A 12,040-nucleotide genomic window follows, 5' to 3' on the forward strand; every position below is an offset into this window, starting at 1 on the left:
AGAAAAAATGGCCGCTCCTTCTTCTACAGTGCCAGATCACGCCGCCGCCATGGTCATGCAGCCCGTTGCTGCCTCCGAGTGGTTGATCATCCTGCCGGTTGCCGTCTGCATCGCCTTTGGTGCCATCTTGATGATGGTGCGCCACTCCACATGGCTGCATGCACGTATCGCGCTGACAGGTCTTGCGGTGCTTGTGGTTCTGGACGCCGCTCTGTTGTGGAAGGTTGCAACACAAGGGCCGTTCACCATGGTCATGGGGCGCTGGCTGCCGCCATTTGGCATTGCCTTTACCGCTGATTTGACTGGTGCGTTGCTGGCCTTTGTTGCGGCGCTGTCGGCGTTTGCCTGCGGCCTTTATTCCCTGTCGGATATGGATGAAAATCGTAAGCGGTACGGTTTCTATCCATTTTTGATGTTGCTGATGGCCGGTGTAAGCGGCGCATTCCTCACCGGTGATATCTTCAACCTCTATGTTTGGTTTGAAGTGCTGCTGATTTCGTCCTTTGGCCTGCTGGTACTGGGGTCGGAGAGAGAGCAGATCGACGGTGCGCTGAAATATGCGGTTCTCAACCTCATAGGCACAACCCTGTTCCTGATCACCGTCGGCTACCTCTATGCCATCTTCGGCACGCTCAATATGGCTGACATTGTGCTGAAAGCCGGTGATCTACGGGGTATTGCTCCGATGATGACTCTGGCCTGCCTGTTTACACTGGCCTTTGCGATGAAGGCAGCAGCGTTCCCGGTCAATTTCTGGCTGCCTGCATCCTACCACACGCCCAAGATCGTGGTTGCGGCATTGTTCGGCGGTTTGCTGACGAAGGTCGGCGTCTACTCTTTGCTGCGGGTCATGGTCATGCTGTTTCCGGTAGAGCGCGAAGAACTGAGCTTTGTGATCGCCATCGTCGCAGCCCTCACCATGATCCTCGGTGCACTTGGCGCTCTGGCACAAAATGATATCAGGCGCATGTTGGGCTACGTTGTGGTGTCCGGTATCGGTTACATCATGGCAGGTGTCGCAATTGGCACCACAGCGGGTATCAGCGGCGCAATATTTTATGCTGTCCAGTCCGTGTTGCTGATGACCGCGCTCTACCTTGTGGCAGGTGTTGCCGCCCGCATTGGCGGCGGCTGGTTGCTCTCAGAACTTGGCGGCCTCTACAAAACCGCACCTCTATTCTCCGGCATGGCGCTGGCACTGTTCTTTGCCGGGGCAGGGCTGCCGCCCTTCATTGGATTCTGGCCGAAAGCCATGTTGGTCAAGGCTGCAATTGATATCGGCGCGTGGTGGCTGGCAGCTTCGCTGCTGGTGGCCGGTTTCATCATCACGCTGACCTTTGGTCGTGTCTATCTTCTGGCCTTCTGGCGCCCACAGGTGAAGCAGGTCGGCACACAGACTGCTGTCACACTTCAGCCAGGTTCTTCGATTGCGGTTACTGCTATCGCCGGCCTTGCACTACTTGTGACGATTGGCGGCGTATTTCCAGAAACCGTCTTTAACCTCAGCCAGCGGGCAGCAGAAGGTCTGGTGGATCCATCAGCCTATATACGGTCTGTCTTTCCTGAGGGGAGCCTGAGATGACCCTGCTTATCGTCAATGTTCTCTTTGTTGTCGTCTGGGTTGCCATTACCGGCAGCGCGACGCTTCTCAATATCGGTTTCGGCTTTCTTCTGTCAGCATTTACGCTTTGGTTGATCCGTGATCAGGTGGGCGGACGCAGTTACTGGACCCGTATTGGCCGTATTGCGTCGCTGATCGGACTGTTCTTCAAGGAGTTAATGCTGTCGGCATGGACTGTCGCTGTGATGGTGGTGAAACCGCGTCTGGACCTTCAGCCCGGCATTTTTGCCTTTCCCCTGACTGTGACCAGTGACTTTGAGATAACCTTGCTCGCCAACCTTATCACGCTGACACCGGGCACACTGTCGGTGGACGTGTCGGAAGACAGGCGTTACCTTTACGTGCACGCCGTGGATTGCTCGAATATCGAGGCAACGAAGCGGGATATTGCCAATGGCTTTGAGCGCAAGATCATGGAGGCCTTTCGATGAGTGCCGTATCCCTGATCGTATCATGGGCAACCGTTGCTGCCCTCGTCATCCTCTCGCTGTCATTTCTGCTGACCGTCTACCGCGTCATAAAGGGGCCAACACTCCCGGACCGGATTGTTGCCCTTGATATGCTCGTTGGTATTGTGATCGGCTTTATCGCGGTCATCGCCATCAAGACAGGTTTCACGCTCTACATCGATATCGCGATAGCCCTCGGTCTTGTCGGGTTCCTGGCAACCGTGGCTTTTGCCCGCTTCGTGTTGTCACGCGCGCCGAGCAAAAACGGCGTTACTGTTAAAGCGACGGGCCGGCAGGAAAAGCCGCAGCGTAAAAAAGCATCGAAAAGGAAGAAGTGATGGAGCTGATCATCGCGCTCATAACCGCGTTTCTGATGCTCTCCGGCGCGCTGTTTGCGCTGGTGGCAGCCATCGGCGTCAACCGCTTCCCAGACCTCTATACGCGCATGCACGCCGCCTCAAAGGCAGGGACGATCGGCTCTGGTTTGCTGCTATTGGCGGTAGGAATTCATTCTGTCGATATTTCAATTTTGGCGCGAACTATAGCCGGTTTCTTTTTCTTTATATTGACGGCGCCGATCTCTGCGCATTTGCTTGCCAGAGCAGCCCATATCGCAGGTTACAAGCTTTGTGATGTGTCTGTTATTGATGAATTGAAGATAACCGAAAGTTGAAAATCTGAATATTATCCAGATCTCCAGCTATATATTACCAAATCATAAGGTTCTCTAACGTCAAGATAGAATTTTCTTGAGGAATACGTAAATTATAAGAAATCAGTAGCTTAAATTAGTATGAAATTATAATTGGACTTTTTTTGAAACGGTGTTATTCGATTTCCCATTAAGTTTCTGATGCTGGTTTTCCTGCCGCGCAACATGCTTTGTGATCATTGAGACTACGTGATCAGTGCTCTCCTAAATGAGCATATGCTTTGTGCGGCGTCGTTGAATGGCCAGTAACAGACGATGTTTGCTTTGTCTGCTGGAAGCCATTTGGGGGTGGTTTCGTAACATGTTCATAAACATGGAAGGGCAGGATCAAACGTTGCCGTACCGGAACGAATTGATAGGAGATACTTATATGACTGAAACCGCATACGGTAGTGCACATGATCTGCTGGTTGAACTAACCGCTGACATTGTTGCCGCCTATGTCAGCAATCATGTTGTTCCGGTTGCAGAACTGCCAAGCCTCATTTCTGATGTGCATTCCGCCTTGAGTGGTACAACAGCCCCAGCCCCTTCTGTAATTGCTGCCGAGAAACAGAAACCTGCCATCTCGGTCAGAAAGTCGGTTCAGGACGATCAGATCATCTGCCTCGAATGTGGCGGTTCCTTCAAGTCGCTGAAGCGCCACCTGACAACCCATCACAACATGACGCCGGAAGACTACCGCGAAAAGTGGGAACTGCCGGTTGACTATCCGATGGTTGCCCCAGCCTATGCCGAAGCACGTTCGCGCCTCGCCAAGGAAATGGGTCTTGGCCAGCGTCGCAAGGCTTCGCGCTAATCGCTTTCAAGTCTGCAGTGCCTCGACCATGTTCGAGGTCGCGACTTTAAACTGGCAACAATGAGTAGTTTTGAAAACCGGCCCTCAGAGGCCGGTTTTCTTTTGCGTGGATTTTTGTGTATAAAGAGGAAAAAAATCACATTTATTTCATCGCTCGATGCGTAGTCTGCGCAACGATATCTCGCTTTCGATAGGTTGAAAATATACGAACATACTGTTTTTAAATGATTAAATAATGTTGCCTCGCGGGTCTGTTCGTGGTCGCTCCGCAAGGTTGCTGCGGGGATGTACAAAAGTGTTATGATAATTTCCCCTTGCATGCAGCACGTGACATGAATTAATTCCTATTCATGAAGGGAGTTCGTTCATGCCAGGGGATACACAAAGGAAAGATATCCAGCCACAACAAGGCCAGAAGAACCCGGCCGCACCAATGGTGATGTGCGGCGGATTGCCATTTTCCACCCGCCGCGTCTGCCGTATCGTCAGGCAGTTGACCAGCGAATTGGTGGTACTTGCGGGGGAGCGTACCCTGGTGCGCAGTGACCGGCGCCGAGCGGCCTGCCACATTAGGCAGATTGCGATGTATGTATGCCATGTTGTGCTTGGCATATCTCTCAGTGATATCGGCATGTCCTTTGGCAAGGACAGGACAACAGTCGGTTATGCCTGCAATGTTGTCGAGGACAGGCGCGACGACCCCGGTTTCGACGAGTTCGTTTCTGTCCTTGAGCGTATTACAGCCTCAGTCTTCAGCAAGGCCGACATCTGAAACGGTTCGCCATGTCGCGGTGAACGAAAACAAACGACACAAAAAAGGTGCGACCACAATCGCGCCTTTGAAGGTAGAGCGGGCGAACCTTTTCCAGGATGAAACCAGTCCGAAGGACTTGCCCGCCAACTGGATTCTTATTGCAGCCGCAGCCGTGCCTCTTCCCGAATACGATTTATCATCGAACGCAGGCCATTGGCGCGCTGGGAAGAAAGGTGCTCCACTAGGCCGATCTTGTCGAAGACCTGGATGGCATCCAGCTGCGTGATTTCGGAGGCATGTTTGCCCGAATAGACCGCAAGGACGATAGCGACCAGCCCGCGCACGATATGGGCGTCAGAATCGCCCTCAAACGTCATCATAGGGTCTTTGTCGGCATCTGCATGTGTTACGAGCCAAACCTGGCTGGCACAGCCCTGAACCTTGTTCTGGGCGTTCTTATGCTCGTCGGCCAAGTCAGGCAGTTCCTTGCCCAACTCGATCACGTAACGATAGCGATCCTCCCAATCATCGAGAAAGGCAAAGTCGTCAATCATTTTGTCGAGAGAGGTCATCACACTATCCATTTAATTGCTTGCCGCCATATAGGTGAAAATCGTGATGATTTGAACCGCAAAGCAAAGAAAAAGCCCTGCCGGATTTTCACCGGGCAGGGCGTGACCAAATTCTCAGGCCAGTTCAGGCAGTCCGGCGGCAGACGATGGCTATCAACTGTCCGCAAGGGGTGTGGGCCGAAGGGGTGGTTTTCTTCGGCAGGAATTTCAAATGGCGAGGGCAGCGCCGAATTCAGAGGATATCAAAGGGCAGGGCGCTTTTGCGGAACCGGTACGAAACCTTCAGATGTCGCCTTGTCCCCATTCTGAGGGAATTCAACGCTAATGCTTGGCGTACCGGTCGAGGCGGTGGTCAACTCAGCGGTGGCCTTGTCTTCATTGACACCAATCTGGGTGTCGAGAAATTCATAGGCAACCTTGGCGCCGTCACGGGCACGTCCGGCCAGAGCGTGGAATGTCTCTGCACCCTGTTCACAAACTTCAGGTTTCTCCGTGCAGATTGCACTGACATAACGGTAGGCTTCACTGGCAGCAGAAACTGCACCTGCGACATTCATCGGTGTCGAGGTCTGCGATTCGTTCTGCGCGGCGCCAAAATAGGATAGCGCCACCAGCACCAACGAAAACCAGAATGTTCCTTTAATAAGAAACCACATTGTCAACTACCCTGTTTGTTGGCTTGCCTTTCAGGCCTGCCTTGTTTTGCAACGGTATTCCCGTTTGCGAATGCCCTGTTTTTCGGGCTTGAGCAGAACCTACACACAACAGACCAACAGCCGTTTGAAATTTCCGGCGGTATTTTCATCAAATTTGATTCAAATTTTATCTTTTTTCCTTTTCCGGCATCCAGTCCCGGGCAATTGGATCGAATTTAAACGATCATGTTAAGCATAATTGCGGCAGCGCGGCCCTAATGCACCGCAAACCTTGGGTTCTCTTCGCCACAATGATTAACGGCATTTGGAAAATTGAGCAAAATCCGTCGCTTACGCGTCATTAACCATGTTTGGCAAAGTCGCTGTGAAATGTTCCGAAATGAGATTTCAGACCCTTTTGCTGCCCCATCTGGCCCATGTCTTTATCCTTTCTTTAAGTGGCAAGACCTATTCTCCGGCCTCGAGAAGACCGTTTTAGGGTTTTGGTGTGCAGGTATTGAGTAACATTGCTGAAAGAGCGGTTGCAGGCATTGATCATGTCGCAAGCACGTGGCTTGCGCGCATGGAAGAAGATGCCGTGCATCGGACCGCCAGAGTGCCGGTGCTGCGCCGGTTCATGGCGTTCAGCCTGTGTGCACTTTTTGTCGTGCCGACCATTATGAGCCTGTTTGTAAGTCCAGCAATTGCGCTTCCGGCAGGGGCAGCCATCGTGCTGGCAAGCTTCCTTATTGTCATTGCCGTATATTTGGGTGTGCGCCGTCCGGTATCGTCCGCTGCAACTGTGGCCAACCAGCCGGTCAAGCTGGATGCGCTCGCTGCCTATGTTCCTGGCGTGGTTATCTTTTTCGACGAGCTGGGCATGGTGCAAAATGTTGCCGGTCGCGACATCGACGCCTTTCCCAAGAGCGTCAAGGATTGCGCCGGTTATTTGTTTGCCGAGCGTATTCATGTGACGGACCGTATTGCCTTTGCACAAGCGCTGGATTTCCTGCGCCAAGGTGCGGAGCAGTCGTCTGTCGACCTGCGTTTCGAACAATCGTCTCTTAGCCGTGGTGTCGATCAGTTCCTGCATACCCGCATGGATTTGACGGCGGTTCGCGAGCCGAGTGGTGAACTTCTGCGGGTCATTGGCCAGCTGCGTGATACGACCGAAAAGGAAGTTTTGCGCGGTGAAGTGGCACGCAAAGTCGCCGAGGCCGAATCGGCCAATGACGCCAAGTCGCGTTTTCTGGCCGCCGTCAGCCATGAGCTGCGCACGCCGCTCAATGCCGTCCTTGGTTTTTCGGATATCCTTGCCGGTGAATATTTCGGCAAGTTAGAGAATGATCGCCAGCGCGAATATGTTGCGCTGATCCGCCAGTCCGGTGCGCATCTCCTGTCGGTGGTCAATACCATGCTGGACATGAGCAAGCTGGAAGCCGGTCGTTACGAGCTGCTGATGGAGCCGTTCAACATTGGCGAATCGATTTCGACCTGCGAAGCCATGCTTAGCCTGCAGGCCAAGGAAAAGGGCGTCACTCTGACCAGCCGCGTCCAGCGCGATCTCGGTGATGTGGTTGCAGACCAGCGCGCAATCCAGCAGGTTCTCATCAACCTGACTGGCAACGCACTTAAATTCACCGATGCCGGTGGCGTCGTCAGCATGGATGCGGCCCGCGAGGGCAACACGCTGAAAATCTCCGTCAGCGATACCGGCATCGGTATTGCCGCTGACAAGATCGATCTGTTGGGCCAGCCTTTCATGCAGGTTCAGAACGAATATACCCGTCGCTATGAGGGCACGGGGCTTGGTCTTTCGCTGGTCAAGGGACTGGTTGGTCTGCATGGCGGTCGTTTCGCTATTGCCAGCCGTCCGGGTGAAGGAACAATTGTAACGGTTACATTGCCAATTGACGGTTCAGGCGCAATTGGCTGTGCACAGAATGATGAAACCGAGCGCATGGTCGAATTTCCGCCACGTCTTCGGCAGATCGCTTCTGTGGAAGTTATGAAAGAGGGAAGTGTAAATGGCACCGCGAAAGCGAAAATCGCCTGAGAGGAAACCAGCCCGCCGTGAGCCGGGTGTCGTTTCTCTGGCTGTTGGCGCTGTGGGGCGCCAGGTGGGGTATCAGCTCGGTCAACATCCGCGCCTTGTCGCCGGTGTCGCCGCCTTTACGATTGTCTTCGGTTTCGTGTCTGCCAACGCGCTCTGGTACCAGCCAGGTGTGCATCCGTCGCCGTTTCTCAGAACCCGTGACGAGGTCAATCCCAACGGCATTGCCGGCTATCGCGTTGCACAGCCACTCGATGCAGCGGGCGATGTAACGACATTCCGCATTGAGCGCGCACCGGGTGAAGCGGGAGATCAGCAGAACGGCGGCCAACCGCAGGACGGCGTATCGCAGCAGGCCTCGACACAGGTGTCCGACGGTCAGCCATCCCAAGTGCCTTCGCAACTCGTAGCCGAGATCCAGCAGGAACTGGCCCGCCGGGGGCTCTACGATGGCAAAGCTGACGGCAAGATCGGTCCACGCACCACGGCGGCAATCTTGTTCTTTGAAGAAACCGTTGGCATGACGCAGACCGGTGAGCCGACCACGCGCGTTCTCGCTGCACTGAAAATCGATGGTTCGACCGTATCGGCAATTCCCAGAGATCGCCCGAACGAGAGCGCCGGCAATCAGGGCGTCGCGATTGACCCCGTAGCCGCGGCAATCCGCAAATCGGAGAATACCAAGCCGGCACCGGTCAATGCAACGGCGCAGAATGCCGCCATTAAGCCGGTCAATAATGAGCTTGTTGCCAAGATCCAGCAGGGGTTGGTCAACATCGCGTATGCCAATGTGACCGTGGACGGCATGCTTGGGCAGCAGACCCGGACGGCGATCCGCCACTTTGAAAAACATTACCGCCTGCCTGAAACAGGCGAACCAAGCGATGCGGTATTGAAGAAGCTGAAGGATATCGGCGCCCTGTAACAGGGCCGCCTCTCCATTCAAGCAGGAAACCCTAAATGCGGTTGAAATCGGATATCTTTGTCGCCGCTCTCATTCGGCGGGTATTTGCCACTGGTGATTTCGCAGCCGTTGAAAAACGCGGTGCGGAAGAGGCAGGTGCGATCTTTATCCGCCAGCGATTTCGTGACGGCTCCGAAACGCTTTTTGGCCCGGCGCCACAGGTGTTCTCCGACAGTGAGGAAAGCGACGCAGGACGCCGCTTCGAGGTGCGTCTGCGACGGCAGGATGCAGCAGTGGTTGCCGCTGTCATCGAGAAGGAAAGTCGCTTTGACAGCGACCTCTGGCTGGTGGAAATTGAAACGGAAAACGCCAGTGACCTGTTTACAGTCGTGAACGGCGATATCTGAGAATCATGCTGGCTGGTCGTGTCAGCCAAACCGTTTCTGTTTGTCCGCATCCTTGGGCTGGAACGTATAGCTGTCGGCACGGCGCCAGCTTTCGATGCGCTGTTCACAGGCGATCGCGTCCAGCTTGTACAAGATGCCTTCAGCCCGGCTGATGTCACCAGTCTTCTGGCTAAGATGCGGATAGAAGCCCTGTAGCACGAATATCGCGTCTGACGCGTTCATGCCGAGCCCCTTGAGGGTTGTTGCCAACTGCACGCCGGAAATATCAAGCATGATGCGCTCTGCAAGCCAGTGGCTGGCCGAAAGCGTGTTTGCAAGGGCGGCAGAAAACTGCCGGGCATCCCGCTCGCGGGCAAAACGCACCAGCAACGCTTCCTGAATGTCGCTCAGGCGGCGAAGACCCAGCACATCGTCGGATGGACGGCTGACCTGCCGAGCCATTGTCTTGATCTGCTGGCGAAGTTCTTCCTCCCGCGATGGATTGCTTGGCGGAACATCGATGATTTCGGAAGGCACAGGTGCGGTCTGAACGGCCTGCGCGTCCGTTGCCTTTGCCGTTTCCACGGGTTGCGAGGCGGACTGCGAATGGCCAATGCAGACCAGAGCATCGATGACGGTTGGCGAGAGAGATTCTCTGCGCACAATGGCGCGCGCGTGGGCACGCCCTTGCGTTCGGGCAATGGTGATCAGCGTTTCGTCATTGAGAGATTTCGAGGAAATCAGAAACGGTGCGGAGATCGAAATCGGCTGGCTGGCAATAAAAAATGCCACTGGTGCCGGAATGTCGGGATGTTGAGACAGGGCAGCGATGGCCTGGCGTCTTGCCTCATCGGTCGAAGCGGCAAACAAAGGCATGAAAAGCTCTGCAAACTGGCGCAATTCCGACTTCGATGGATGTGCAAGTGTCTCAAAGCTTGTGACCGTAGCCATCAGCACGACATCTTTCTTCCGCATGGCCGTAGGCCTTTCAAGTTCTCGAAACCGGTCGTCCAAAGCGCACCCAATACAACTTACGCAAACGCAATATTGTGTAGATTTAGAACAAATGCGTTGACGTCCTGTTAACTATGGGGCGCGGCGCGCCAAGTTTTTCAGCGAGAGGGAAAGTTGCTGTGGAAAATCGAGAAAAAATCGGGGAGGGCAGGAGATGGCGAACAAAGCGCAGCATCTGGAAATGCGGAACCCGCACCATAGTTTTGCTATGAAATGCGGGCCCTAACCGTCGTCATGACGGCTGAATCCTATAGAGAACACTGAACCTTATTCCGTCAAACGCTGATACACGGATTTCGCCCCCAAATTTTGGGGTGTCAAAAAATGGCGTGAGAAAAAACTATTTCATTACAACGGCATAAATCGCCTAAATCTTGGGTTGTTGAAATGAAAGCCCGTGGTTGTAAGATTAATAAAATCTTAGTGATCTACTACGAGATTTTAGGGGCCAGCCTGTGGATATCCGCGCAGTTGCGTCCAAATTAGCATTAACTATCTGTTAACCATAATGTGGCTTGATCGCATACTATGCAGTGGTTCGAATACCGAGTGTAGAAGGCGTTTCAGAATGTCAGTGTGACCGCATATAATGAGCCTGACTTATCGCCTTCTTCATAATGTTGACTCAAGTGCCCATGAGTGTGCCAAAGGTCAATGAATGATGCAGCGAAGGAGAGGAGCATGGCAGACATTATCAAACTGGACAGTGCGAATGATCGCTCTTTCCATGGTGTGAAAGCGAAAAACAGCCAAGCCATCAACGGTCCGGCGCAAATCCTGTTTTTCACTGGCGTGCGTTATGAACGCCGCCCGACGGAACCGGAAACACCGGCACCCACAACGACCAACGGTCGACCTGTACAGCCAGGAAAAGCCGTCAAATCCTGATGGACCGCATCAGTCAACATGCAGGTAGCGGGTCAATATCCGCTAGGTGTTATTATTGCCATTGAAATGGTTCGCATTTCGCCTGATCCAGAAATGTCTCGGCTTCCTGAACGAAGCTGCTCTGCGGCGTCATTGTCCGCAAAACCGCATATCCCTCTGTTTGAACAGATGATGTCAGAATGGCCTGTGCCAGCGCTGCAGGCTGCGATTTGCGGATTGTTGAAAGCTGCACCGGTGTCGCCACCAGAATATCCATCACACCTTCGGCCGATGTGCGGTCATTCATGCTGAACACTTCGTTGGATGCGCTGTCGTAAATGGCAATCGACCAGAACGGCACATTGCCGAAGGCAGTCAACCGCAAGGGCATCTCTTCAATGTCAAAGGTGCAGACGGCCACCTTCATGAACGGGTCGCCACTGCCAAGTGCTGCCTTGTCACGCTTATCCTTCAACAGATGAAACGTGTTGGCGGGCCCTTCGGCCATTGAGCGCGTATAGGCATCACGATTGCTGAAATGCGGAACAGCCAGCACGATGATGAGGTGCAGCAGGGCTGCACCGATCAGGCCGGTAAAGATTGCCAGTGCGATCCTAAGCATTGCCACACCCCGTACGGATAATGCTTGGCATGGTCAGATCGATAAGACCGGAGCTGCCCGCGACGGGTGTGTCGAGCAGTGTTAGCACCAGTTTGAACTCTCCGCTTGCGGGAATGGCCAGCCAGTTGAATGTCTGGGCGGTGGAGGCGACAGCGATATCGATATCACCCTCAGGACCGCGCAAAAGCGTGCGTGAATTCAACGCCGCCGGCCGCCCGCTGCCGTCGTCCAGCAGATTGCCCTGCATATCGGCAGCGTAAAGCGTCCAGAAGCGGGCAGGTGGTGTCACGCCCTCGATATTGTATCTGCAGCCGCCGACCAGTCTGTTGCCTTGATTGTCGACTGTTGCGGTAAAGGCCAGGCCCTCGGCGGTGCCGTACAGCAACTTGCCAGCGTCTGCGCGGTGAGATTTGGCATAGGGATCGGCATTGACTGTTTGGGCTTCCGGGAAGGCGTCCCATTGGCCGATCCGGATGGAACCGAAACCGGAGGTCGCTTCCAGCGCTGCTAATGTCGAGACAATGCCGCCACCAAAAGCGATGACCAGCATGATGGCGACAAGAAAGGGAACCCTTAGCACTTCTATATTTCCTGTTCCGAACCGCGCCATGGTTTACCGCGAGTATAAAGTCAGTCTGCGGAGGCTGGAAGC

The 12,040-nt window shown here is 54.1% G+C and carries 15 protein-coding genes; 10 read left to right on the top strand and 5 right to left on the bottom strand.

Annotated features, from left to right (window positions below):
* Positions 1–7: 7 nt before the first annotated feature.
* From IB237_RS04040 to IB237_RS04065, 6 genes are all read left to right on the top strand, one after another.
* Positions 8–1,582: a Na+/H+ antiporter subunit D gene (locus IB237_RS04040; protein ID WP_192487299.1), complete on the top strand. Its 1,575-nt coding sequence runs from the start codon at positions 8–10 to the stop codon at positions 1,580–1,582.
* Complete coding sequence (locus IB237_RS04045; RefSeq protein WP_192487300.1) at positions 1,579–2,052, top strand: Na+/H+ antiporter subunit E; 474 nt, start codon at positions 1,579–1,581, stop codon at positions 2,050–2,052. Before IB237_RS04040 ends, IB237_RS04045 begins: the two co-directional genes overlap by 4 nt.
* On the top strand, positions 2,049–2,408 hold the full coding sequence (locus IB237_RS04050; RefSeq protein WP_192487301.1) for a cation:proton antiporter: 360 nt from the start codon (positions 2,049–2,051) through the stop codon (positions 2,406–2,408). The genes IB237_RS04045 and IB237_RS04050 overlap by 4 nt, the downstream gene beginning before the upstream one ends.
* Entirely contained in the window at positions 2,408–2,743 is a 336-nt protein-coding gene (mnhG, locus tag IB237_RS04055) for a monovalent cation/H(+) antiporter subunit G (protein ID WP_192487302.1), read from the top strand. The genes IB237_RS04050 and mnhG overlap by 1 nt, the downstream gene beginning before the upstream one ends.
* A 409-nt stretch (positions 2,744–3,152) precedes the next feature.
* Positions 3,153–3,581, top strand: coding sequence for a MucR family transcriptional regulator (locus IB237_RS04060; protein WP_192487303.1), 429 nt, complete (start codon positions 3,153–3,155; stop codon positions 3,579–3,581).
* 433 nt (positions 3,582–4,014) lie between these two features.
* On the top strand, positions 4,015–4,353 hold the full coding sequence (locus tag IB237_RS04065; RefSeq protein ID WP_371815251.1) for a helix-turn-helix domain-containing protein: 339 nt from the start codon (positions 4,015–4,017) through the stop codon (positions 4,351–4,353).
* A 137-nt stretch (positions 4,354–4,490) separates the two neighbouring features.
* Here IB237_RS04065 and IB237_RS04070 read toward each other — a convergent pair whose 3' ends face one another.
* Complete coding sequence (locus IB237_RS04070) at positions 4,491–4,907, bottom strand: SufE family protein (protein ID WP_192487304.1); 417 nt, start codon at positions 4,905–4,907, stop codon at positions 4,491–4,493.
* A gap of 242 nt (positions 4,908–5,149) precedes the next feature.
* Entirely contained in the window at positions 5,150–5,563 is a 414-nt protein-coding gene (locus IB237_RS04075) for a DUF5330 domain-containing protein (RefSeq protein ID WP_192487305.1), read from the bottom strand.
* A gap of 505 nt (positions 5,564–6,068) precedes the next feature.
* On the opposite strand from IB237_RS04075, the gene IB237_RS04080 reads away from it, so the two are divergent.
* The 3 genes from IB237_RS04080 to IB237_RS04090 are packed head-to-tail and all read left to right on the top strand — an operon-like array spanning position 6,069 to position 8,906.
* Entirely contained in the window at positions 6,069–7,598 is a 1,530-nt protein-coding gene (locus IB237_RS04080; RefSeq protein WP_192487864.1) for an ATP-binding protein, read from the top strand.
* Positions 7,570–8,520 carry a peptidoglycan-binding domain-containing protein gene (locus tag IB237_RS04085; RefSeq protein ID WP_192487306.1) on the top strand — a complete coding sequence of 317 codons (951 nt, stop codon included), beginning with the start codon at positions 7,570–7,572 and terminating at the stop codon, positions 8,518–8,520. Before IB237_RS04080 ends, IB237_RS04085 begins: the two co-directional genes overlap by 29 nt.
* A 35-nt stretch (positions 8,521–8,555) precedes the next feature.
* A complete protein-coding gene (locus IB237_RS04090; protein ID WP_192487307.1) occupies positions 8,556–8,906 on the top strand; it encodes a DUF1491 family protein in 351 nt (116 codons plus the stop codon).
* A gap of 21 nt (positions 8,907–8,927) precedes the next feature.
* On the opposite strand, the gene IB237_RS04095 is transcribed toward IB237_RS04090, so the two are convergent.
* The gene (locus IB237_RS04095) at positions 8,928–9,860 is read right to left on the bottom strand and encodes a DUF2336 domain-containing protein (RefSeq protein ID WP_246787635.1); all 933 of its coding nucleotides are present in this window, start codon (positions 9,858–9,860) and stop codon (positions 8,928–8,930) included.
* A 720-nt stretch (positions 9,861–10,580) separates the two neighbouring features.
* On the opposite strand from IB237_RS04095, the gene IB237_RS04100 reads away from it, so the two are divergent.
* Positions 10,581–10,787, top strand: coding sequence for a hypothetical protein (locus IB237_RS04100; RefSeq protein ID WP_192487906.1), 207 nt, complete (start codon positions 10,581–10,583; stop codon positions 10,785–10,787).
* Positions 10,788–10,839: 52 nt separating this feature from the next.
* Here the strand turns inward: IB237_RS04100 and IB237_RS04105 are convergent, their stop codons facing one another.
* Complete coding sequence (locus IB237_RS04105) at positions 10,840–11,388, bottom strand: DUF1254 domain-containing protein (protein WP_192487308.1); 549 nt, start codon at positions 11,386–11,388, stop codon at positions 10,840–10,842.
* Positions 11,381–11,968, bottom strand: a complete 588-nt coding sequence (locus IB237_RS04110; RefSeq protein ID WP_192487309.1) for a DUF1214 domain-containing protein — start codon at positions 11,966–11,968, stop codon at positions 11,381–11,383. The genes IB237_RS04105 and IB237_RS04110 overlap by 8 nt, the downstream gene beginning before the upstream one ends.
* Positions 11,969–12,040: the final 72 nt, after the last annotated feature.

This window comes from Agrobacterium sp. AGB01 (genome assembly GCF_014851585.1).
GTDB lineage: Bacteria > Pseudomonadota > Alphaproteobacteria > Rhizobiales > Rhizobiaceae > Agrobacterium.

What these genes read in the sequence shown, in the direction of transcription:
- IB237_RS04065 (WP_371815251.1), top strand. Translation starts at nt 4,015, where the DNA reads ATGGTGATGTGCGGCGGATTGCCATTTTCCACCCGCCGCGTCTGCCGT.
- IB237_RS04060 (WP_192487303.1), top strand. Translation starts at nt 3,153, where the DNA reads ATGACTGAAACCGCATACGGTAGTGCACATGATCTGCTGGTTGAACTA.
- IB237_RS04095 (WP_246787635.1), bottom strand. Translation starts at nt 9,860, where the DNA reads ATGCGGAAGAAAGATGTCGTGCTGATGGCTACGGTCACAAGCTTTGAG.
- IB237_RS04050 (WP_192487301.1), top strand. Translation starts at nt 2,049, where the DNA reads ATGAGTGCCGTATCCCTGATCGTATCATGGGCAACCGTTGCTGCCCTC.
- IB237_RS04085 (WP_192487306.1), top strand. Translation starts at nt 7,570, where the DNA reads ATGGCACCGCGAAAGCGAAAATCGCCTGAGAGGAAACCAGCCCGCCGT.
- IB237_RS04105 (WP_192487308.1), bottom strand. Translation starts at nt 11,388, where the DNA reads ATGCTTAGGATCGCACTGGCAATCTTTACCGGCCTGATCGGTGCAGCC.
- IB237_RS04090 (WP_192487307.1), top strand. Translation starts at nt 8,556, where the DNA reads ATGCGGTTGAAATCGGATATCTTTGTCGCCGCTCTCATTCGGCGGGTA.
- IB237_RS04070 (WP_192487304.1), bottom strand. Translation starts at nt 4,907, where the DNA reads ATGACCTCTCTCGACAAAATGATTGACGACTTTGCCTTTCTCGATGAT.
- IB237_RS04100 (WP_192487906.1), top strand. Translation starts at nt 10,581, where the DNA reads ATGGCAGACATTATCAAACTGGACAGTGCGAATGATCGCTCTTTCCAT.
- IB237_RS04075 (WP_192487305.1), bottom strand. Translation starts at nt 5,563, where the DNA reads ATGTGGTTTCTTATTAAAGGAACATTCTGGTTTTCGTTGGTGCTGGTG.
- IB237_RS04045 (WP_192487300.1), top strand. Translation starts at nt 1,579, where the DNA reads ATGACCCTGCTTATCGTCAATGTTCTCTTTGTTGTCGTCTGGGTTGCC.
- mnhG (WP_192487302.1), top strand. Translation starts at nt 2,408, where the DNA reads ATGGAGCTGATCATCGCGCTCATAACCGCGTTTCTGATGCTCTCCGGC.
- IB237_RS04040 (WP_192487299.1), top strand. Translation starts at nt 8, where the DNA reads ATGGCCGCTCCTTCTTCTACAGTGCCAGATCACGCCGCCGCCATGGTC.